We start from the raw sequence: 22,701 nt of genomic DNA on the forward strand, positions 1-22,701 counted from the left end.
TCAGAAAAAGAGCTTTGCGATGACGAGGCCGGTCGAGACGGCGACGACCGTGGCGACGAGACCGGGCAACAGGAACGAGTGGTTGATCACATACTTCCCGATCCGCGTGGTTCCGCTGCGGTCGAAATTGACCGCGGCGATCAGCGTTCCGTAGGTCGGGATGAAGAAGTACCCGTTGACGGCCGGAAACATCGCGGTCAGCGCGGCGGGGGCGATGCCGAGCGTCACTCCCAGCGGCATGAGCGTCTGCGTCGTAGCGGCCTGGCTGTAGAGCAGCATGGATGTCGCGAACAGCCCCGTCGAGAACAGGGCCGGATAGGCCTCGGCCATCCGCGAGAGTCCTCCGATGATGACCTCGCGGTTGGCGCCGATGAACGTGTCCCCCAGCCAGGCGAGTCCGAGAATCCCGATCACCGCCGTCAGCCCGGCCTGGCAGGTCTTGGTCCGGACGATCTGATCGGCCCGGGCTGTGGTGAGCGAGATCATGACGGCGGCGACCGTGAACATCACGATGGCGATCGTCATCGGCATCGAGACCGCCGTCCGCGCGTCGGCCGGGCCGACGGTTCGGAGGGCCGGGAACAGTCCGCAGCCGACGACGACGCCGACCCCCGCCAGAAAGAGGCCGGCCGACGCTCCGGCCCCACGTGGTAGAGCGGCCGGCGCTTCGTCGTCCCTCGTTCCTTTCGAATCTTCCACCTCTCCCGCCGCCACGCGTCGCAGGTACTCCGGGTCCTGGTCCAGTTCGACGCCGACGCGCGTCTGAACGAGGGCCGCGACGACGACTCCGAGCAACGTCGACGGGACGCAGATCAGGAGGATCGAGGGGAGGCCGATCCCGTGGGAGCCGAGAATCGCAATCAGCGCCGCCGTCGCGGCCGACACCGGGCTGGCGGTGATCGCCTGCTGGGAGGCGATGGTGGCGACCGCGATCGGTCGCTCCGGCCGGACCCGGCCCTTCATGGCGACTTCGTAGATGACCGGCAGGAGCGGGTAGAAGACGTGCCCGGTGCCGGAGAGAAACGTGAAGAGGTACGCAACCAGGGGGGCGACGATCGTGACGTGGCGCGGACTGCGGCGGATGATCCGGGAGGCGACCTGAACGAGGTAGTCGATGCCTCCGGCCGCTTCCATGGCCGAAGCCGCCATGATGACCGTCAGGATGATCAGCAGGACCTCGCCCGGAATGCTCCCCGGCTTCTCGCCGAACAGGAAGACGAGCACCGCCAGGCCGACGCCCCCCCACAGTCCCATTCCAACTCCGCCCGCCCGCGCCCCGATGGCGATGGCGGCGAGGAGGACGAGCAGTTCGAGCGTCAACGTCATCCCGGTCGCTCCGCGGCGGTGCAGCCCAGTACGGCATGCTACATCAGGAGAGGACGTCCCCTTCGTCCGTCGGCCGGTCTCTCCCAGGTGCCGCCGCAGTATGCGGGTCGCAATTCGGAAAAATCAACGAGGGTCCGCATCGATTGCGAGCGGCCGGCGGATGCGGTGGCGGATGCGCGGGCCAACGTTCCGGATCCACCCGGCCGAGGGGCGAGCCGGCTCGGGAACGCAGCCCGTTGAAGGACGCTCCACGGGGCCGACGGGCTCACGGGAGGTTGTACTGCACGGTCGCCTGGATGCGGTGGGAGTCGCCGAAGTTCCCGTTGCGGACTTCGTTCGAGCCGTAGAGGTACTCGACCCCGAGACTGGTGTTGTCGATCGGCGTCCAGATGAGGTTCGCCGCCACGTAGTTCGAGAACTGCGACGTGTCCGGCGGGTCGGTCTCTTCACGACGCCGGAGGGCGAAGCTGTAGACCCCCGTGCTGCTCAGGGTCTCGGTCCAGGCGTGCGTCACCGCGAAGCATCCGCCGACGAACTGGACGGTGTCGACCGTTGTGGGCGAACCGAGTCTCAGGTCGGATCCGCCGCGGTACCGGCCGAGGCCGTCTCCGAAGACGAACTCACCGATGATCTTGTCCTGCTTCGTCGGATAGAGAATGCCGATGAAATTGAACGCGTAGCCGAATCGATCCTGCTGCGGGCCAATGTCCGGTTGATAGGCAACGTCGCGAAAGAGGGCCGCGACAAACCACTCGTAGGATTCGCTCTTGTACTTGAGATGGGTCGCAAAATCGGGGATGGGCTGCGCGGGGACGCCCGGAATGGCGAAGATCACATTGTCGTCGACCGCCGTCGTGGGATTCTCGATGGAGGCGGCCCACTTGAGATTGTCGCTGAGCGTTTCCGTCCACCGGAACTGCGCCTGCCGCTGCACGATGAACGCGATCGGACTTTCAAAATCGAGTGTCCTGGGGATCGCGTTCGGATCCGTGAACACGGTCCACGTCTGGCCGGCGAGGAGCGGACCGACTTCCGTGTAGGCGTGCCGGATCCGGAGTTGATTCCCGTCGGTGAAGAAGTCGGTCTCCACGTACCCGCGGACCGTTCCCCAGTCGCTCGGCGCGCGGACGTCGAGGTTGAGCCGGGTCGCCTTGGCCTGCATCAGCGTGTTCTGGCCGTCGCGCCCGTCGACGGGAATCGTCGTGGGGACCCAGCGATCGCGGACGCCGGCCGGTTTGAAGTCGTGGATGAAGTCCGCTTTGACGAAGCCGCCGAACTTCCACCAGATCTCCGTCCCCGGGATCTTACTCGCCCTGGGGAACTCCGCGGAGTCGGCCTTCGAGGCAATCCAGTGGCCCTGGCTCGTCTCGCTGACGCTCAGTGCCGGACCGAGCTCCGGGGGGGCAGGGGAGGGGGAGGGGGAGGGCGGGGGATCGGGAACGGTCGGACTGAACTCGTCTTCCGCGGGAGGCGACGGCGGCTGCGTGGGGGCGGTCTCCTGGAAGATCGCGTCGACCCGGAAGCGGTCTTCCTCACGAGGTCCCACGGCCTCCTGGCCGCAGGCCGGCGGCACGAAGAGGCCTGCGAGAACAAGCCCAATGGCGATGCGGCGGATTCCGGCCATGGCCATCTTGTTCGCGAACGCTCAGGCAGTGAGAGAATGAGGGTCGTGAATCAGGCGAGGGAAATGGCTTGAGGCTAGAAGTCCTCCCGGTCGGCGGCAATCTCAGAACCGGTTCGATGTCCCCCTTCCGCAAGTTCTGCCGAACGGGGTGCTCCGTGGCACGACAGAGAGTCCGGCGGAGGGCGTCCGGGACGAGCGGCGAGTCGCTTCCGGGGCCGCCCGGGGACGCCTGGAGGTCGACACAAGGCCTGACTTCCATGGCGGAGCGGCCGCGATCCCGCGCGGGTTTGCCGTCGCTCGATGAGCGGCGAGGGCTCCGGGAGGTGGTGTGGCGATCACTTGCATGTCTTCCGGCGGGGCGCAAACTGGGAGTCGTCGCCTGCAGGCCGATCGGCGCCGGAACGGGTTGGGTCGACATGCTTCCGTGCCCAGGGGCCGGCGAACGGGGTCCGCAGGTGGTCTGCCTGTCCACACATTGCTTTCTGCCGGGAGAGCGCATCATGAAGGTCAAGCTGGTCGGTGCATCGGGTGGGGAAGTCACGGGGTCGTGCTATGTGATCCGCGCCAACGGAGCCACGGTGCTCCTTGATGCCGGAATGTTTCAAGGGGGGCGCCAGAGCGAGGCCAAGAACCGGCTCCCCCCCGGCGTCCGACCGGAAACGATCGACGCCCTCCTGCTGACGCACGCGCATCTCGACCACACGGGGCGCGTGCCGCTCCTGATCAAGCATGGATTCCGGGGCCCGATCTATGCGACCAGCGCGACGATCGACCTCGGCGAAATCATCCTCAGCGACTCCGCCCGCCTCCAGCAGCAGGATGCGGAGCGTCAGACCCGCCGCGGAGCGCCGGACGCCCCGCCCGTCGAGCCGCTCTATGCTCCGGAAGACGTGGAGCCGTTCCGCAGCCAGACCCGGACCGTCGCCCTGAACAAGCCGGTCAAGGTCGCCCCGGGGATCACGGCCCGCTGGATCGAGGCGGGACACATGCTCGGGTCGGGGAGCATCGAGCTGACCGTCGAGGAAGAGGGGAAGAAGAAGGTCGTCGTGTTCTCCGGCGACATCGGCCCCGTGACGATGCCGCTCCTCAACCAGTTTCAGACGTTCGAGCGGGCCGACGCCGTGTTTCTCGAATCGACCTACGGGGATCGGGACCATCGCCCCTATGCCGAGACGCTCGCCGACTTCGAACGGATCGTCAAAGAGGTCTCCGGGACCGGCGGCAAGATCCTGATTCCGACGTTCGCGATCGGCCGCTCGCAGCAGATGCTGTATCACCTGGCGGTGATGTTCCTGCGGAAGGACATCCCCGGTTTTCCGGTGTACCTCGACAGCCCGATGGCGATCAACGCCAGCGGGGTCTACACGAAGTATCCCGACCTGCACGACGAGGAACTCGTCGCCTGGAAGAAGAAGGGGCTCCTCCCGCTGAATCCCGCCTACTTTCACACGAGCACGACCTCGGTCGAATCGAAGCGGCTGAACGACCTGCGGGGGCCGTGCGCGATCCTGGCGGGAGCCGGCATGTGCAACGCCGGCCGGATTCAGCACCATCTCAAGTTCAACCTCCCCAATCCGAAGACCCACGTCCTGATCGTCGGTTATCAGGGGTACGGATCGCTGGGACGGAAGCTGGTCGAAAAGCAGAAGACGGTCACGATCCTCGGCGAGAAGGTCCCGGTGAGGGCCAAGATTCACACGCTCAACGGCTTCAGCGGCCACGCCGGCCAGACCGATCTGCTCAAGTGGTTTTCGACGCTGGCCCCCTCGAAGCCCCACGTGATCCTGACGCACGGCGAAGACCGGAGCCGGACGGGTCTCGCCCAGGCGATCCAGACCCGCTTCAAGCTGACGGCGACGCTCCCCAATCAAGGGGACGTCATCGAGATCTGACTGCTCCCCGAGTCCCTTCGCTGGGGGCGGCCCGGACCGGACCGTATTCTTCACGCAGTCGGAGCGGACCTGTCCCGGTCTGTGCGGCCCGGGCGGTCCTCGATCACTTCTGGAACACGGCCTCTCATGAATTGGATTTTTCAGCTCTATCAGACCAACCCGACGGCTCAGGCGATCGCAATTCTGGCGTTCGTCTGCGTCGCCGGGATGAGCCTGGGGGGAATCGGCTTTCGCGGGATCCGGCTGGGGACCTCCGGCGTCCTGTTCGCCGCGCTCTTCGTGGGGCACTTCAGCAAGCCGATCGATCACAAGACGCTCGAGTTCGTGAAGGAGTTCGGCCTGATCCTGTTTGTGTTCTGCATCGGACTGCAGCTGGGGCCGGGCTTCTTCGCTTCGCTGCGGGACTCGGGGCTGCGTCTGAATCTCCTCGCGGCTTCGATCGTCGTCCTGGGAGCCCTGCTGTCGGTCGGGGTCGGGTGGCTGCTCGGCGTGGACAGCGCGGCGGTGCTGGGGGTGTTCTCGGGGGCGACGACCAATACGCCGTCGCTCGGGGCGGCGCAGCAGACCCTCTCGTCGTTCCCCAATGTCTCCGCCGACCGGGCCGCCCTTCCGGCGCTCGCCTACGCGGTGACGTATCCGATGGGGATCGTGGGGATCATCGGGACGCTGCTCCTCCTCCGCTCCCTGTTTCGAGTCGACGTCGATGCGGAGGTCGCGGCTCTCCGCGCCGCGCGGCCCGAAGGACAGCATCCGCTCAAACGTCAGACGCTGATCGTGGAGAACCCGAACCTGGCGGGAGTCCCCATCGGCGACGTGCCGGCCCTCATCGAATCGGGAGTCGTCGTGACCCGCGTCCGGCACGCCTCGGACGGGACCGTCTCGGTGGCGACGCGGACGACCCCTCTGAACATCGGCGACGCCATCGACGTCGTCGGATCGCCGCTCGGCCTGAGCCGGTTTCAGCAGGTTGTGGGCGGGATCCATCCCGACAGCCCCTTCCCGGCCGACGGGCCCCTCCAGCAGACGAAGATCGTCGTGACGAGGAAAGAGGTTCCCGGACGGACCGTCCGCGACCTGCAGCAGGAATCCCTGCGGCATGTCGTGATCACAACCATCCTGCGGGGCGAGGTGGAAGTGGTCGCCACTCCCGACATCGCCCTCCGCTTCGGGGACGTGCTGCAGGTGGTGGGGCCGCAGGCGGACATCGAGCATGCCGAGAAAGTCCTCGGGAACTCGGTCCAGGCTCTCAATGAAACGCACTTCGTTCCGCTGTTCGCCGGCATTGGAGTCGGCATCCTGCTGGGGACGTTTCCGATTCCGATTCCGGGTTTCCCGCAGCCTCTCAAGCTCGGACTCGCCGCGGGGCCGCTGATCGTTGCCATCCTGGTCGGCCGGCTCGGACGGATCGGGGGACTGGTCTGGCATATGCCCCGCAACGCGAATCTGGCGTTCCGCGAACTGGGGATCTCCCTCTTCTTCGCCAGCGTCGGCCTGCTGGCGGGCCCCACCTTCTTCTCGGCGGTCCTGAGCGCCACGGGGGTGCTGTGGCTGGTCTCCGGCCTTTGCGTGACGGTGATCCCGCTGCTGGTCGCGGGAGTCGTCGCGCGAAAAGTCTTCGGGATGAACTACGTGGAACTGTCCGGCCTGCTCGCGGGGAGCATGACCGATCCTCCCGCCCTCGCCTTTGCGGGGAGCGTCTGCCGCTCGGAGTCCCCCGCCGTCGCGTATGCTGCCGTCTATCCGCTGACGATGCTGCTCCGAATCATGTCGGCCCAGGTCCTGGCGGTGACGTTGTGCGGATGACCCTCCCTTCCGGAAGAGCCGACCGGGAACTCCGTGGAACCCCAACCGATGTCGGTCGACAACAAAGTCCCTGAGCGTCGATCGGACGCGAACCCGTCCGGCGTCCACGCCTCGGCGAAGGGAACGCTGGTCGATCGCATTCGTCGCGTTCTTCCGGGCATCGACGTTCTGCGTCAGTACGATCTCTCGAATGGGCGGTCCGACCTCGTCGCCGCGATCGTCGTCGCCCTGGTGCTCATCCCTTCGGCGCTGGCCTACGCGGAGCTGGCCCGCTGTCCCCCGGCGGCCGGCCTTTACGCGGCCGTCGCGGGGATGGTGACGTTTGCGTTCTTCACCCGTTCGCGGCATCTGATCGTCGGCCCGGACGCGGCGATCTCGCTGCTCGTCGGCGCGGCGATCGGCCCGCTCGTCGGAGAGGATCCGGGAAAGGCGGTGGCCCTGGCCGGCATCCTCTCGCTCCTGACCGCGGGGGTCCTGTTCCTCATGGCGCGACTGCGTCTCGGGATCGCGGCCGACTTTCTGTCGAGTCCGGCGCTGCTTGGCTTCATGAACGGGGCCGCGATCGTCATCGTCGGAAGCCAGATCGGCAAGCTCTTCGGGATTCCCCTCACGGAGTCGAACACGCTGCTGCGGTTCTGGGAGTGGATCTCGAATATCGGCAGCGTGCATGGGCCGACCATCGTGATGGGGCTGATCTGCATCGCTGCCCTGGCCTTCTGCCGCCGCGCTCTCCCGCGCGTCCCCGGTGCGATCGTTGTCTTCCTGATCGCCGTCTCGGCCGGGCGGGTCCTGGACTTCACGCTGTTGGGCATGCAGGTGATCGGCGCTGTCGATCTCCGCCTTCCGATCGCGGTCCGGCCTGGGCTGAACCCCTCCGAAGCCGCACCGCTCTTTACGGCGGCGATCGGCATCGCGCTGCTCGTCTTCTCCGAAGGTGTCGTGCTCGGACGGACGGTCGCGAGAAAGCATGGATACCAGATTGATCCGGATCACGAACTGATTGCCTTCAGCGCGGCGAACGCCGCGGCAGGCCTCGTGGGAAGCTTCGCGATCGGCTCGAGCCAGACCCGGACGCTGCTCAACGATGCCACCGGCGGGCGGACTCAGGTGGTCAGCTTCCTCGCGTCAGCGATCGTGATGGTGACGGCGATCCTGCTCATGCCCTGGATTGCCACAATGCCGTCCGTGGCGATCGCCGCGATCCTGATCTTCACCGGCGTGACGCTCGTGGACTTCCCGCTGTATGGGCGGCTCTGGCGGATGCACCGCTTCAGCATGGTGGTCGCGGCGGCGACGACGGCGGGCGTCGTCGTCATCGGCGTGCTGCCGGGGATCCTCCTGGGGATCTTTCTCTCGCTCCTCGGGGTTCTGGCCTCGATCATCCGCCCGCAGGACGCCCTGCTCGGATGCGTACCCGGCTCCACAACGCTGCATGACGTCGGAGACGACGAAGCGGCCGAAACGATTCCGGGCCTCGTGGTCTACCGGTTCTACGGGCCGGTGATTTTCGCCAACATCCGGTTCTTTGTGGAGCGGGTCGAGTGGTTCCTCTCCCAGGAGGAGACGCCGGTTCGAGAGGTGATCCTCGACGCCCGGGCCATCCCCGGCATCGACGTGACGGCGGCCGAGCAGCTCGCGGATTTCGTGACGGCGCTCCGAAAGCGGCAGATCGAAGTCGTCATCGTGAAGGCGCACCTGCCGCTCCGCGAGTCGCTCTCGCACTTCAGCCCGGGCTTCGAGGCCTGCCCCCGCTTCAGCCAACTGTCCGACGCCGTGGCGGCTTTCCAGGAGAGGCAGGATGGCAATCGCCACCCACCGGAGTCACCCGACAGTTGATTCCAAGTCCCCAAGCCAGGTGTTCGATGCGGTTGGCTCTCGCCCTTGCGATGACCTTCTGACACGATCACGTGGTCGGGGATGAAGGCGAGTCTCCCGGAGCTCGGAGGCCCGCGTCGTTCCGCTCGCTTCGACGTACCTGCCTCCGGACATCAGGACACCCATCAGAAGTCGTACCAGATCCCACCGCCGCTCACACGTTCCCTCCGGCCGACAAACTCCCACTGCATCGCCGGACCCTCGTAATGCTGAACGCCGATCCGCCACAGATGATTGGACCGCCGTCCACGCCACTGCCACCCGGCAGTCATGTTCACGCTCGTGATCCAGTCCTCGTCCTGCCGCGTGTGCCAGTTCACGGCCGCAAAGGGCGCCCCGCCCAGCCCTGTCGGCCCTTGAGGGCTGTACTGGAGGCCGTACTGGAACTCGAGCGGCCGCGCGTCCCCATCCGTCCCCGCATAGGCGATCTCCGCATAGACCTGAATCGCCTCGGTCACATCAATGAACGTGCCGGCAATCGCGGAGTCGCGGACATAGTTGATCCGCTGGTAGGTCGGGTTCGCCAGGAGGAACTCGTCGCCGGCATGTGAGCTCAAGTGGTAGTAGCCCGCCTTGAACGCAACGGGACCCTCCCGCCAGACGCTCAGCAGTCCAAACCGATAGTCCGACGCGTCCAGCGGAGCCGAGGGTTCCAGGATCTGCAGTCGGGCCATGACGGCGCCTTCCATCTGCAGTTCCCATCCCTCCGGCCGAACGGGGTCCAGCGTTCCGTGACGGAGAAGGGCCACTCGTCCGCCGAGAACCGCCTCCCATCGCCAGATCCTGTCCGGGCCGATCAGGGAGGCGACGCCGAACCGCGGCTCTTTCTCCCCCGCCAGATACGACGGGTACATCACTCCGTCGGGAAGCAGCTGCCATTCTTCGACACGGAGTGCAGCTGAGCCCGGAACGCCGATCGCCGCGTCGGAGTCGGACACGTCCGGTGCCTCCGCGAAGGCCGGCGTGATGAGGGGGGGAAAGTCCCCCTCGGAGCTGAAGTCCGTTGGGGCGGGGTTCAGGCGTCTTTCCGCGGCGTCGCTGGTGAGGTCCGACTCCGCAACGGCGATCTGTACGAGCGCCAGCAGGATCGCAGCAGCCCCCAGAAGGCATCGAGTGCTCTGCGCCGTCACCGAACTCCCCCCTGATGGCAAACTGGGAACCTGTCTTCGCAGGAAATCGTCTGCTTGGACACCGTCCGATGGAAACGTCTCCAACCTTGAGGTTTTGATCAAGGCCAGTTCCGACGCGGACCCTCAAGCCGCCTCCCTGTCGAGTGAACTCTCTCCGAAGGGCTGGTCGTCGATCGAGAGGCTGTGGTTCCCTCGGGACGCCGGCCCTCGTTCCGCGGGTCGGCTCCCGCACCGGATGCGAACCATCTCGGTCAGGGCCCGGGCGTAGGTCAACCAGTTCACTTTGGAGCCTCGCTGTTCCGACCAGCACTCCAGGGGAAAGTCGTACGCCACTCCTTCCAGTCCGTGATGGAGGGACTTCAGTCGCAGAAGAAGCTCCACGTCGAACAGCCAGCGGGAGTGGAACGGCTCCTTGAGCGATTCGATGAGCTCCGCCGTCACCCGGAACAGCTTCGCGCCGCACTGGGTGTCCCGGGTCGGCAGTCCCGTCATGGCGTGAATCGTCCAGGCCGCGATCGATCCCAGCCGCCGCCGCATCGGATCGCGCCGGATGCGGTGTCCCAGGAGCGGCAGACGGACTCCGATCACGACATGGGTCTCCGGGTCGCGCGCCAGGACCGCTTCCATCAGGGGGACCTGCCGCAACGGGGCGGCGAGGTCCGCGTCCCAGTATCCGACGAATCGGGCTCCCGCGTTGATCGCCGCCAGCAGGCCTTGCCTGACCGCTTCGGCTTTGCCGCAATTCTGTCCGAGGCTTCCCACGGAGCAGGAGCCCGGGTGGTTCCGTCGAAACTGCTGCAGGAGCGGCAGCGTCGCGTCGGTGCTTCCGTCGTTCACGAACAAAACCTGCGACGTCGACTGGCCGCGGAGGAACGTGCCGAACGCCGAAAGGCGCAGCCGCCGTTCTTCGTTGAAGCAGGGGATGACCAGAAGCGTCTGGGGGGCGGTGGTGAGGGCCACGAGGTTGTCCTCTCGGGGGGATCGCGTGTCGGCTCGTTCACGGCAACGAGGCGTATTTCGGAGGGGTGACTTCCATCAGCACCGCGTCGCGCTGCTCGACAATCGGTCTGGCCCTCCCGGACCGGCGTGCCGCGTCGGCCGACTCGCGCGGCATGACCAGCAGAGTTCCGGGGGTCATGAGCGCCGCTTCCTGGTCGGCCGCGGTGTCCGCTCGCTCGGCCTGACCGCGGGTGTAGAAGCGGCTGGAGAACTGAAAGCAGTTGGCGAAGACGAGCGGCTGGCCGGGGTGCCGATGGGCCGCCGCTTCGACGAGGCTGCGAGCGGAGCGTCCGTCGAACAGGTTCGGGCCCCACACGAAGCAGAGCGGAGAGACGGCGATTCCTCCCATGAGCAGCAGCGCCGGAGTCGCCCGCCTCCCCCAGTGCGCGGCGGACTCGCTCCATCGCCCGACGAGGAGCGCGAACGGGGGAATCGCGGTCAGCGTGTAGGTCCAGAGGATGTTGGAGGCGATCGTGAAGAAGAGCAGCGGAGTGAGGGTCCAGCACCAAAGCCAGAGGTCGACCTGCGGCGTCGCCCGGCTCTCGGCGGAGCGGAGCCGCCGGGAGCCTTCCTCCAGCATGACCGGGAACCAGAAGCAGGTGGCGGCGGCCCAGTACAGCCAGATGGTCCCTCGCGGAACGCTGTGGGCATGCCCGAAGCGGTCTCCGTTCCAGTTCGGCTCCAGGAACCGCTGGATGTGCTCGCCGATGACGAAGTATTGAATGAAGCCGGGATGGGCAAGCTCCGCCGGGATGTACCATGCCAGGGCAATCGCCGTGGCGAGCAGGAGGCCGCGGCCGCTCCAGAGCCTGCGGATCACATGGGCCGCGTCCCCGCACAGCAGGGCGTAGGCTGTCAGCGGCATCCCGATCAGCGCCAGGGTCGCCGGCCCCTTGCAGAGGGAGGCGACGCCGATGGCGGTCCAGAAGGACCACCGGCCGGTCGAGTCGTGCGGCGTTTGAAGCGTCTGCCACGCCGCGAGCATGGCGACCGTGACGACCAGCATCTGCGTCGCGTCGGTCATCACGGTCCCGGCGCAGACGATCCAGATCGGCGAGCTGACCAGCGAGGCGACCAGCATCCATCGTCCGCCGCGTCCGATCTCGAACTGCCGCGCCCATCCGAAGAGCAGGCCGGCCGTGGCGAGGGAGACCAGCAGCGACGGGAGCCGCAGGCAGAACTCGTTGTGGCCGAGAAACCGCCAGGAGAGAGCGGCGAGCCAGGTTGCCAGGGGAGGCTTTGCGAGGAACGGCTCATCGGCCGACAGGTGCGGCATCAGCCAGTAGCCCCCTTCGGCCGTGACGCGGGCGAGTTCGCCGTAGCGGGCTTCGGTCTGGTCGGCGAGGGGTTGCGTCGCCATCAGCCAGACGCGGCAGACGAGGGCGAGGACGATCGCTGCCTGAAGCAGCGGAATCTCGTAGCGGGAACGGGTGCGATCCATCGCGAGGTTTCAGAAGACGGTCGCCCGGCAGGAGTCACCGGGCGTCGGCGAACACTAGCCCGTTCGGGAAAGTTCGTTCGAGGGGAGTCGCGGAAGATAAGCAGTTACTCATCGTCCAAGCGTCTGATTGACCTGACGCGATTGTCATGTCTCGTCCTACAGTCCGCGCCGAGAGTTGCCGGGGAGTCGTGATCGTCGCGCTCCCCAGGATGCCTCGCCCCGCCGACAGGATGCCGGGCGGGATGGCGCAACACTCGTTCTCCCTTTGTTCTTGTGCGAGCGCGTCATGGTTGATCGCCTGCGATCCCGCTTTTCCGTGTCGGGGCTGACCGCCGTCGAGGGAGCGCGATGTGTGGACGATCTGACCTTGGAGCTGGCGAGCCGGACCTGGCATCATCGGCCGGTGATCGTGCTGGATTCCGCGGAGCAGCGGGTCATTGTGGAGCTGGAGTGCGACTTCGACAGTTTCGATGTTCCCGACAGTCTGGTGCAGATTCAGTTGCGTGAGTTACGGGACTCGCTTCGTCGGACGCGGTGGGGAGGTCGGCGGTTGCGGATTGAGACGGAGGATGTGTGGGTGCTGTGAGGAGGGAGGGGGAGGAGGCTTAAGGCGGAAGGTAGAGGGGACAGCCGACGTCGCCTTGTGTGGTCGGAGCGCGTGTCAGGCGGACGGGGGGCGATGTGCAGCCCGATAGAATTCGCCCACCGGGTCCAGGGGCACCCTGGTGGGGGATGCAAGGGGGCAACGCCCTCTTGCCCGCCGGAGGCCTGGCCGTCGAGAGATGTCGGAAGGAGGGCGTATCCAAACGCGGGCGCCGTGCCGTATGCCCCCACATCAACCCGCGGGGATTCCAAGGCGAGCGGGGAGTCCTCGACGCCGGTTTCATAAAGGGGACGTCCGTTGCTTACCACGGTTCCTCATGGAAGAGGCCTCCGGCGGCAAGGGGGTGAGACCCCCTTGACCCCGGCTGCCGTGGCACGTTGGGTTTGACGCAGCAACGCTGTGCCGGCAAAAGCGTCCTGCACGAAGTCCACGGGTCTACAGTGCGCCCGGCCGCTCCGACGGAGAGACCAACAACGACTCCAGCGGCAGACCCGTCGCCGCCGTCACCCCGGCCGCCGCCTGCGAAATCTCATTCAGCGAGTCAAGCAGCGCCCGGCGGTTCTGGATCAAACTGTTCCGCGACTGGAACACCCGCAGGATGTCCACCTCCCCCGCCACGAACTGCTCCTCCAGCTTCTGAAGCTCCACCGGAAGCTGGCCCGACGCTGAGTCGTCACTGAACGTCGTCAGCAGCCGGAACGCCCGGTTGTAACGGTCGATCGCCGCTTCGGCTTCGAGACCGGCCCGACGCTCAAGCTGCCGCCAGGCCATCACCCGCTGCTGCAACTCCGCCTCGCGAAGCCGCAACAGCGGCGTCCCGGTGTTCCAGACGGGAATGTCCATCTGGGCGCGAAAACCCCAGAAGGTGGTCCCGACATCGTTCCGCTGGTAGTAGGGACCGAGCTGCACGTCGGGAACACGGGCCGCATCGGCGAGATCGGTCCCGGCCCGCGCGACATCGACATCCGACCGCGCGGCAAGGACATCCGGCCGGCCCGCCCCCTGCGCGACGGACAGCGGAGCGGCAATCGACGGGCCGGTCGGAACGTCGATCGTCTCCGCGGCGCCGTCTTCATTCCCGCCGCCGCCGCCGCCGCCGCCCCAGGCGACGCCGAACAGCGGTCGCCACGGATAGCCTTCGAGGCCATTGGCGAGCGGAATTTGAAGCGTCGGGGAAAGCCCCAGGTGCCGCCGCAGGTCGAGGAGGGCCGTCGCGGCGGTCGCTTTCGCCAGGACCAGTTGCTGCTGCGTCGACCGGGCATCGAGCCGGACGATGGCGACGTCCGCTCCCGTCGCGTCTCCCGCTTCCAGCCGCTTTTCGAGAATCCGCAGCAGCTCCTGATTGTTGTCCGCCGTGGCCTGCGCCAGGTCCCTGAGGCCGGCCTGATAGAGGGCCGTGAAGTACAGCCGCTCCGCCTGGGCGATCGTGTTCAACTCGGCCTGCAGGATCGTCCAGCGGATGCTGTTCAGCTGGGCACAGGCGATGTCCTCGCGATACCGCTGCTGATGGGCGAGCTGGATCTGCTGCATGACGAGGACGTAGTGGTTCGTCGTCCCCGGCGGGCCGATCCGCCGGTCCTGGTACGGAGTCGCCTGGATCTGGACGTACGGATTGAACGGATACGTCTCCGCCACCCCCACGGCCCCCCGCCCCACGCGCTCCGTCTGCCGCTGGGTGATGAGATCGGGGTTCTGCGCGAGCGCCGTCGTGATGGCGTCGAACACCGTCAGTCCCGGCGCGGCATCGACGACCGTTGCGGGCGGACTGGTCGCCTCAGCGGCGACGGCGACGGTTTCGTTCGTCGACTCGACCCCGTCGACCTGCTCGATCTCCGCCGCGGAGGACTCGTCCACCTCGTCGTCGATCCCGCGCCGCTCATCGGCAGAAGCGATCCGCACCTCCTCCGCGGGAGCGGAGAGGGCCGCCGACCTGGGGGCGGTCCGGCAGCCGGCAAACGGGCTCAGCAACAGGAGAGTCGGTATCCATACCGGACGGAACTGGCGCACGGTGATCCCCAACGGTGCGAGAAGGTCAGGCGTGAATCGCGCGGCGGGCGATCAGCGAAGGTCGCCAGCGATTCGCGTCGTCACCGCAGGTCTTCCGGACCGCAACGCGGGACGCCTTCTTAAGGTCGTCCGGCGAACGTTCGCACGCTGATCGTCTTGGCCCATTTGCCCGCCGATCCGGCCCCGATGGCAACGTCGTGACGATTGTGTCGAACGGTGCGATTGGCCCAGGTCGGACATCCGCTTCCCGCCCCGCGAGTTCGTCAGTCGAACTGCGCGAGATAAGAAAAAGCTCATCTTGCCGCCGTTTCCCGCGCCATCGCGGCAGGAACATTGGCGACCCTCCTGACCGCCGGTACCGTCGATCGTTCGTCAGCGAACAGTCGTCACAACAGACGGACGACGTTCGAACCGATCGGGCTTCCGAGCCCCGCCCCGCTCCCTTTGACGCCCCCGCCCTTTTGATGCCTCACCGATCGATGCGCGGAACGCCCACCTCACTCCTTGTTATCGGCCTCCTGCTCGCCGGTTGCGAACGAAAATCGGCCCCTCCGCCGACCCCCGTGGCACCGGCCAAGATCGCGGCGGTCGTCTCGGAAGAGTCGCTGAACCGGATCACCCTGACGTCCGACGCGGTGAAGCGGCTCGCGATCGAGACGGCGAAGATCGAGACCCGCTCGCTGCCGCGGTTCCGCCCCTACGGCGCGGAATGCACGCTTCCCGGCGGCGCGCTGCTGATCGTCCCCGCGCCGGTCGCCGGAACGGTCCGGACACCGGCCGGCCGGGGGGCCTTCCCGCAGCCCGGCGCCTGGGTGGCGATCAACGAACCGCTCTTCGAGCTCCTGCCGCTCCTGTCCCCCGAGCGGGCCGTCCTGACCCCCGCCGAGCGGGTCCAGATGGCCCAGACCCGCAACACGATCGCCCAGTCGCGGATCGACGCCGACGGACTCGTCCGGCAGGCGGAGGTCCAGGTCGACGCGGCCAAGATCGCCCTCGCCCGGGCGGAGCGGCTGGAGAAGGACAAGGTGGGAACGGTCCGGGCGGTCGACGACGCGCAGGCCCAGCTCTCCCTGGCCCAGAAAGGTCTTGAAGCGGCCCAGGCTCGGAAGACGCTCCTCGACGAAGCCTCGCTGGAAGGAGCGGAGGCGGGAAGCCTGGCCCCGCTGGCGATCACCGCTCCGATGGCGGGCCAGATCCGGACGACCCACGTGGGACCGGGCGAAGTGGTCTCGGCCGGAAACCCGCTGTTCGAGATCCTCAACGACAAGGTCCTGTGGCTCAAGGTCCCGGTCTATGCCGGCGATCTGCCGACGCTCGACACCTCCGCTCCGATCGCGGTCACCGATCTCGCGGCCCGCTACTCGGCGGATCATCTCATCGCCAAGCCGATCCAATCGCCGCCGACGGCGACGCCCCTCGCCTCGGCGGTCGACCTCTACTACGAGGTGGCCAATCCCGAAGGAGCGCTTCGCCCCGGCCAGCGGCTGACGGCCCAGCTCCCGGTGAAGGGGGCGACCGATCAGGCGACCGTCCCCTGGTCGGCGGTGATCATCGATATCTACGGCGGCCAGTGGATCTATGAGCGGCTCGACGAACACCACTTCGTCCGCCGCCGCGTCGAAGTCGCCTGGGTCAAGGACGGACTCGCGATTCTGACGCGCGGCCCCGCTCCGGGGACGACGGTGGTCACGGCCGGCGCGGCCGAGATCTCCGGTGCCGAGTTCGGTTTCGCCAAGTGATCCGGGGAGTCGCCGCGGAACACCGCGTCCACTTCCCCCGCCGACATTCTCCGTAAGGTGCTGTTCCCGATGGCCTGGCTCGTCTCCGCCGCCTTGCGACTCCGCGTCGTCGTCGTCGCTCTCTCGATCCTGCTGATGGTCGTCGGGATCCGACTGGCGCCGGACCTCCCGCTCGACGTCTTCCCCGAGTTCGCGCCCCCCTACGTCGAGATCCAGACGGAAGCCCCGGGACTCTCGGCCGAGGAGGTCGAGAACCTCGTGACGTTCCCGCTCGAGAACGCCCTCATCGGGACGCCGGGCCTCAAGACCGTCCGCTCGAAGTCGGTGCTGGGGCTCTCCTCGATCCGCCTCATCCTCCAGGACAATGTGGACCTGTACCGCTCGCGGCAGCTCGTCCAGGAGCGGCTGGCGGTCGAGGCCCCGCGGCTCCCCGCCGTCTCCCGTCCGCCGGTCATCATGCAGCCGCTGTCGTCGCTGAGCCGGATGATGAAGATCGGCATGACGTCGAAGACCCTCTCGCAGCAGGAGCTCAGCGAGCTGGCGGTCTGGACGATTCGGCCGCGGCTGATGGCGATCCCGGGCGTGGCCAACGTCGCCATCTGGGGACAGCGGGACAAGCAGTTCCAGATCGTCGTCGATCCCGACCGGCTGCGGTCCCACGAAGTGACGCTCGACTCCGTGCTCAAGTCCGCCGCCGAGGCGACCTCTCTCGATGCCGGGGGCTTCGTCGACACCCCCAACCAGCGGCTGGCGGTCCGTCAGGTGACTCCGGTCCGGACGGTCGAGGACCTCGCCAAGACGGTCGTCGCCTTCCGGAACGGGGCCCCTCTCCACATCGGCGACGTGGCGGCGGTCCAGACCGGGACGGCCCCGCCAATCGGCGACGCGATCATCAACGACGTCCCCGGAATCCTGCTGATCGTCGAAAAGCAGCCCGCCGCGAATCTGCTGGCCGTCACCCGCGAAGTCGACCGGGCGATCGAGACCCTCCGGCCCGGGCTGGCCGATGTCGAGATCGACGCCTCGATCTTCCGCCCGGCCACGTTCGTGGAACGGTCGATCGACAACCTGACGCACGTCCTCGTCCTGGGGTGCGGGCTCGTCATCGTGGTCCTGATGGCGTTCCTGTTCGATCTGCGGACGGCCCTCATCAGCCTGACCGCCATCCCGCTCTCGCTCATCGCGGCGGTCCTGGTCCTGTACGCGTGGGGGCTGACGATCAACACGATGGTCATCGCCGGCCTCGTGATCGCGCTTGGCGAGGTCGTCGACGACGCGATCATCGACGTCGAGAACATCGTCCGCCGGCTGGGGACGAACCGCACGTTGCCGAATCCCCAGTCGACCTTCCAGGTCGTCCTCGATGCATCGCTGGAGGTCCGCAGCGCGGTGGTGTACGCGACGGCGATCGTGATTCTCGTCTTCGTTCCGATTTTCTTCCTCGAAGGACTCCCCGGGGCCTTCTTCCGGCCGCTGGCGATCGGCTACGTCCTCTCAATCCTCGCCTCTCTTCTCGTGGCGGTGATCGTCACTCCCGCCCTCTCGCTGCTGCTGTTCTCCCGAGCCCGTGCGCACAGCCACGACCCGCCGCTCACCCGGTGGCTCAAGGTCCCTTACCGGGCGATGCTGCCGTGGGTCATTCATCGTCCGAAGCTGGCGGTCGCCTTCCTGGTCGTGATGCTGGCCGGCACGTTCGTCGGCCTCAGCCGGCTCGGTCAGGAGTTTCTGCCGAACTTTCAGGAGACCGATTTCCTGATGCACTTCGTCGAGCGGCCGGGGACGTCGATCGAGGCGATGGACCGGATCACGGTTGAGGCGAGCCGCGAACTGCGGGCGATCCCGGGGGTGCTGAACTTCGGGAGCCATATCGGCCGGGCGGAAGTCGCCGACGAAGTGGTCGGCCCGAACTTCACGGAGTTGTGGATCAGCATTGATCCGAAGGTCGACTACGACTCGACGCTGCACCGCATCCAGACCGCCGTCGACGGCTATCCGGGCCTGTACCGGGACGTGCAGACGTACCTGCGGGAGCGGGTCAAGGAGGTGCTGACGGGGGCCAGCTCCAGCATCGTGGTGCGGATCTTCGGTCCCGAGCTGGCCGGGCTGCGGGAGAAGGGGAAAGAGGTCGGGGCGGTGATGGCGAAGATTCCGGGGGTCACGAACCTCAAGGTCGAGTCGCAGGTGCTGGTCCCGCAGATCGAGGTCCGCCTCCGGCCCGAGGCGGCCGAGCGGTTCGGGCTGACTCCCGGCCAGATCCGCCGCGCGGTGACGACGATCCTCCGCGGTTCGAAGGTGGGGGAAGTCTATGGCGGTCAGCGGAAGTTCGATGTCGTGGTGTGGGGGACCGATGTGGCCCGGACCGATATCGCGTCGCTGAACGAGGTCAGGGTCGACACGCCGACGGGGGGGCAGGTGCCGCTTCGCGACGTGGCGGATATTGAGGTCGTTCCGGCGCCGAACGAAGTGAAGCGGGAGGGGGGCTCGCGGCGGATCGACGTGACCTGCGATGCGGCGGGGCGGGACCTGGGCTCGGTGGCCCGGGATATCGAGCAGGCGGTGTCGGCGATGCACTTCGAGCATGGTTATCACCCCGAGATCCTGGGGGAGTACACGGCCCGGCAGGATTCGGAGCGGCGGCTGATCGCTTTCGGTGCGGCGGCGCTGGCTGGGATTCTGCTGATCCTTTACATCGATTTTCAGTCGGTGCGTCTGACGGCGCTTGTGTGTCTGACGATCCCGTTCGCCCTGATCGGCGGGGTGGCGGCGGTGTGGATTTCGGGGGGGCGGTTGTCGCTGGGGTCGCTGGTTGGGTTCGTGACGGTGCTGGGGATTGCGGCCCGGAACGGGATCATGCTGGTCAGTCATTACCGGCATCTGGAGGAGGTGGAGGGTGAGCCGTTTGGACCGGGGCTGGTTCTGCGGGGGGCGGAGGAGCGGCTGGCGCCGATTCTGATGACGGTGCTGGCGACGGCGCTGGCGCTGGTGCCGTTGGCGGTTGCCGGCAATAAGCCGGGTCATGAGATTGAGTATCCGTTGGCGGTAGTGATTCTGGGTGGTCTGGCGACTTCGACGTTGCTCAACATTGTTTTGTTGCCGCCGATTTATCTGGCGTATGGGAGTTCGAAGTCGGGCGTAAAGAAGTGACCCATTTCACCGGGGTCCAGGGGGCACCCTGGTGGGGAGTGCAGAGGGGCAACGCCCCTTTGCCCGCCGGAGGCCTGGCCGTCGAGAGATGTCTGAAGCATGTCGTATCCAAACGCGGACAGCGCGTTGGATGCCCCCTCACCAACCCGCGGAGATTGCAGAGCGAGCGGTGAGTCCTCCACGCCGGTGCCACAAAGCGGACGTCCGTTGCGTACCACGGTTCCTCGTGGAAGCGCCTCCGGGGTCAAGGGGGCGAGGCCCCCTTGACCCCGGCAGCCGTAGCACGTTGGGCTTGAGCAATCAGCGCTGTGCCGGCGGGCCGGATTAAATTTGGCTTATCTGCCGCCTTCGAAACAGGCGAGCCGAAATCCCCTCCCACTACCATCCCCGGGTTTGCGACCGGTTTCCCCACCGGCCAGACTCGGTCCTCTGGGACGAGGATACGATGTCCAACGTACTGATCGTCGAAGACCATCGCACCCTCCGCTCCAGCCTCGAACAAGGCCTCCGCGAAGAAGGTCACACCATCTTCGCCGTGTCCAGCGCCACCGAAGGACTCCTCCTCACCCGCACCGAACCCCTCGACGCCATCATCCTCGACCTCCAACTGACCGACGGAGACGGCCTGACCCTGCTGCGGGAAATCCGCAAAAGCGGCCGCGCCACGCCGGTCCTGATCGTCAGCGCGAGAGACTCCGTCGAAGACCGCATCCTCGGACTCGACACCGGCGCCGACGACTACCTCGTCAAACCGTTCGCGTTCGGCGAACTCCTCGCCCGCCTCCGCTCGCTCCTCCGCCGCGGCGCCGTCGCCTCCGAAGCAGTCCTCCGCCACGACGACCTCCAGATCGACCTCATGACGCGCAAAGTCACCCGCCAGGGCGAGGAAATCTCGCTCACGCGGCGACTGCTCGAACTGCTCGAATACCTCCTTCGCCACAAGAACCAGGTCGTCACCCGCGAGATGCTCGCGCGCGACGTCTGGAAGGCCTCCACCGCCACCTGGACGAACGTGATCGAAGTCCAGATCCGCGAACTGCGGATCAAGATCGAACGCCCCGGCTGGTCGCGGATCCTGCACACGATTCGAGGGGAAGGCTACCGCCTGGGAGACCCGCCGTGACCGGCTGGAGCATCCGCTGGCGACTGACCCTCTCGAACGCCGCCGTCCTGGCCGGCCTCTTCGCCGTGTTCTGCGGCGTGATGCTGTACCTCGTCCACGGACATCTGCAACGAGAAGAAGACGCGTGGCTCTCCGAGGAAATCCACGAGCTCCGCCAGGACGTCAAACTCGCCCGTGATCGCGAGCACCTCCAGGAAACCTTCGACACCCGGTACGCCATCCACTCGGACGTCCACTTCCGTGTCACCGCTCCGGATGCAGCCGTCATCCAGAGCCGCTTCCTCCGCGACACGGCCCTCCCCCGGCCCGGTCACCTCGACGAGACCGAGCCGCCGCAGTTCGAGGACGTCGATCTCCCCGGCCTCGGACAGTTCCGGCTCCTCAGCCTGACGGCCCGGGATAGCCAGGACCGTCCGCTCCTGTTGCAGGTCGCCTCCGCCAAGGCCGAGATGAGCCAGGACTTTCAGTGGTACCTCGGGACCGTCGTCGCCGCGGTTCCGATCGCCCTCCTCGTCGCCATCGCGGCTGGCTACGGCCTGGCGTGCCACGCGCTGGCGCCGGTCGAACAGATGGTCGCCACGGCGGAACGGATCTCCGCGGAGCGGCTCGATGAGCGGCTGACGATCCGGAACCCGCGCGATGAACTGGGACGGCTCGGCCTGACGCTCAACGCGATGTTCGACCGGCTGCACCGCGCGATCGATCAGATGCGGCGCTTCACGTCGGATGCGGCCCACGAGCTGCGGTCGCCGATCGCCGCGCTGCGGACGAAGGCGGAAGTCATCCTGCGGGCTCCTCGGGAGGCCGAGGTCTACCGCCTCGCGATGGAACAGACCGCCGACGAAGCCGCGCGCCTGACCGAGCTGGTCCATCAGCTCCTGACCTTGAGCCGTTACGACGCCGGGCAGTTCCCGCCGCTGGAAGATCGCGTGCGGGTGGACCTCCTGGTGGCGGACGTGGTTGAGCAGTTCCGCAGCCGGACCACCGACTGGCGGCACACGCTCGTGGTTCAGCCGCTCCCTCCCTGGAGCCTGGTGGGGGACGACATCCTGCTGAGCCAGCTGTTCTTCAACCTGCTCGACAACGCCACGAAGTACACGCCGCCGGGAGGGACGATCTGCGTCCGCGGACGGGAGGCGGGCCAGGAACTGGTCGTGGAGGTCGAGGACGACGGGATCGGGATTCCCGAAGAGCTCCAGGGGCGAGTCTTCGATCGGTTCTTTCGCGTGGACTCGTCCCAGAACGACGATCGCTCGGGCGTGGGCCTCGGTCTCGCCATCTGCCGCGCCGTCGTCGAAACCCATCGCGGCCGGATCGCGGTCCGCAGCGCCCCCGGGAAAGGCAGCTGCTTCGGGGTGACACTGCCCGGCGCGCCGGCGGCAAGCTGAAGCGATTCCGGCGGAAGAATGTCTGTCGCCGGGCATCGGTCAAACGGCACGGCGAGCCGTCGACGGCTCATTGCCCCGCCTGACCTCGCGGCGGGGTACCAGTCGCAGAACGGCGAAATACCTGCCGCGCGTGGCGATCATCTGCGCTCCCGGTCCCCGGCCGATTCGACTGACGACGTTCGATTGCTGGGACCTGCTCGAAAAACATCAGGGACATCTATTGGAATGAGAGTTGCCCTCGGCGCATCTGGCGATGCGGGTGCCAGCGGTGTGGCCCGTCGTGAGATTCCACCTCGGGCATGATGACGAGAACTGTGCGGACACTTCTTCTGGCTGTCGTTGTTGGCTTCCTGCCCCTCTCCTTCCTGAGCCTGTCGGGATGCAGCGAGTCCCCACCCTACCCCCAGGCGCAGGTGGCGAGCCCCGAAGGGCGAAAGGGGACGTGCATCGCCTGCAGCCGCGAGATCCCCTCGGTCGGTGCAGACAACCTCGTCACCGTCGGCGGGATCCAGTTCATCGTCTGCGGCCCGGAGTGCCGGGAGAAGACGGCGAAGGGGACTGGCGCGGACCACGGCCACGAACACTGATTCGGATTGGCCGAGCGTC

General features: G+C 67.0%; 15 protein-coding genes. 9 read left to right on the forward strand and 6 right to left on the reverse strand.

What is annotated here, in order from left to right; all coding sequences use genetic code 11:
• The gene (locus tag VT03_RS10470; protein ID WP_075092935.1) at positions 1–1,326 is read right to left on the reverse strand and encodes an anaerobic C4-dicarboxylate transporter family protein; all 1,326 of its coding nucleotides are present in this window, start codon (positions 1,324–1,326) and stop codon (positions 1–3) included.
• A gap of 265 nt (positions 1,327–1,591) precedes the next feature.
• Positions 1,592–2,950 carry a DcaP family trimeric outer membrane transporter gene (locus tag VT03_RS10475; RefSeq protein ID WP_075092936.1) on the reverse strand — a complete coding sequence of 453 codons (1,359 nt, stop codon included), beginning with the start codon at positions 2,948–2,950 and terminating at the stop codon, positions 1,592–1,594.
• A 500-nt stretch (positions 2,951–3,450) separates the two neighbouring features.
• Between VT03_RS10475 and VT03_RS10480 the strand changes: the two genes are divergently transcribed.
• The 3 genes from VT03_RS10480 (at position 3,451) to VT03_RS10490 (ending at position 8,481) form a co-directional block, all read left to right on the forward strand.
• Positions 3,451–4,842, forward strand: coding sequence for an MBL fold metallo-hydrolase RNA specificity domain-containing protein (locus VT03_RS10480; RefSeq protein WP_075092937.1), 1,392 nt, complete (start codon positions 3,451–3,453; stop codon positions 4,840–4,842).
• Positions 4,843–4,968: 126 nt separating this feature from the next.
• On the forward strand, positions 4,969–6,645 hold the full coding sequence (locus VT03_RS10485; RefSeq protein ID WP_075092938.1) for a putative transporter: 1,677 nt from the start codon (positions 4,969–4,971) through the stop codon (positions 6,643–6,645).
• 48 nt (positions 6,646–6,693) lie between these two features.
• Positions 6,694–8,481, forward strand: coding sequence for a SulP family inorganic anion transporter (locus VT03_RS10490; RefSeq protein ID WP_075092939.1), 1,788 nt, complete (start codon positions 6,694–6,696; stop codon positions 8,479–8,481).
• 164 nt (positions 8,482–8,645) lie between these two features.
• Here VT03_RS10490 and VT03_RS10495 read toward each other — a convergent pair whose 3' ends face one another.
• The 3 genes from VT03_RS10495 to VT03_RS10505 form a co-directional block, all read right to left on the reverse strand.
• Entirely contained in the window at positions 8,646–9,650 is a 1,005-nt protein-coding gene (locus tag VT03_RS10495; protein WP_075092940.1) for a DUF1207 domain-containing protein, read from the reverse strand.
• A 123-nt stretch (positions 9,651–9,773) separates the two neighbouring features.
• Positions 9,774–10,610 (reverse strand): glycosyltransferase, encoded by an 837-nt coding sequence (locus VT03_RS10500; protein WP_075092941.1) that lies wholly within the window; start codon positions 10,608–10,610, stop codon positions 9,774–9,776.
• A 37-nt stretch (positions 10,611–10,647) separates the two neighbouring features.
• Positions 10,648–12,090, reverse strand: a complete 1,443-nt coding sequence (locus tag VT03_RS10505) for an ArnT family glycosyltransferase (RefSeq protein ID WP_075092942.1) — start codon at positions 12,088–12,090, stop codon at positions 10,648–10,650.
• Positions 12,091–12,376: 286 nt separating this feature from the next.
• Between VT03_RS10505 and VT03_RS10510 the strand changes: the two genes are divergently transcribed.
• A complete protein-coding gene (locus VT03_RS10510; RefSeq protein WP_156514395.1) occupies positions 12,377–12,676 on the forward strand; it encodes a hypothetical protein in 300 nt (99 codons plus the stop codon).
• Between the two features lie 453 nt (positions 12,677–13,129).
• Here the strand turns inward: VT03_RS10510 and VT03_RS10515 are convergent, their stop codons facing one another.
• Positions 13,130–14,662 carry a TolC family protein gene (locus tag VT03_RS10515; protein ID WP_197489286.1) on the reverse strand — a complete coding sequence of 511 codons (1,533 nt, stop codon included), beginning with the start codon at positions 14,660–14,662 and terminating at the stop codon, positions 13,130–13,132.
• Between the two features lie 602 nt (positions 14,663–15,264).
• Between VT03_RS10515 and VT03_RS10520 the strand changes: the two genes are divergently transcribed.
• The 5 genes from VT03_RS10520 to VT03_RS33360 all read left to right on the forward strand — a co-directional run bounded on the left by VT03_RS10520 (position 15,265) and on the right by VT03_RS33360 (position 22,682).
• Positions 15,265–16,440 (forward strand): efflux RND transporter periplasmic adaptor subunit, encoded by a 1,176-nt coding sequence (locus tag VT03_RS10520; protein WP_197489287.1) that lies wholly within the window; start codon positions 15,265–15,267, stop codon positions 16,438–16,440.
• A 69-nt stretch (positions 16,441–16,509) separates the two neighbouring features.
• The gene (locus VT03_RS10525; protein ID WP_075097047.1) at positions 16,510–19,584 is read left to right on the forward strand and encodes an efflux RND transporter permease subunit; all 3,075 of its coding nucleotides are present in this window, start codon (positions 16,510–16,512) and stop codon (positions 19,582–19,584) included.
• A gap of 445 nt (positions 19,585–20,029) precedes the next feature.
• Positions 20,030–20,707, forward strand: coding sequence for a response regulator transcription factor (locus tag VT03_RS10530; RefSeq protein ID WP_075092945.1), 678 nt, complete (start codon positions 20,030–20,032; stop codon positions 20,705–20,707).
• Positions 20,704–22,095 (forward strand): sensor histidine kinase, encoded by a 1,392-nt coding sequence (locus VT03_RS10535; RefSeq protein WP_075092946.1) that lies wholly within the window; start codon positions 20,704–20,706, stop codon positions 22,093–22,095. The genes VT03_RS10530 and VT03_RS10535 overlap by 4 nt, the downstream gene beginning before the upstream one ends.
• A 299-nt stretch (positions 22,096–22,394) precedes the next feature.
• Positions 22,395–22,682, forward strand: a complete 288-nt coding sequence (locus VT03_RS33360; protein ID WP_075092947.1) for a hypothetical protein — start codon at positions 22,395–22,397, stop codon at positions 22,680–22,682.
• The last annotated feature ends 19 nt before the right edge of the window (positions 22,683–22,701 follow it).

This window comes from Planctomyces sp. SH-PL14 (assembly GCF_001610835.1).
GTDB lineage: Bacteria > Planctomycetota > Planctomycetia > Planctomycetales > Planctomycetaceae > Planctomyces_A.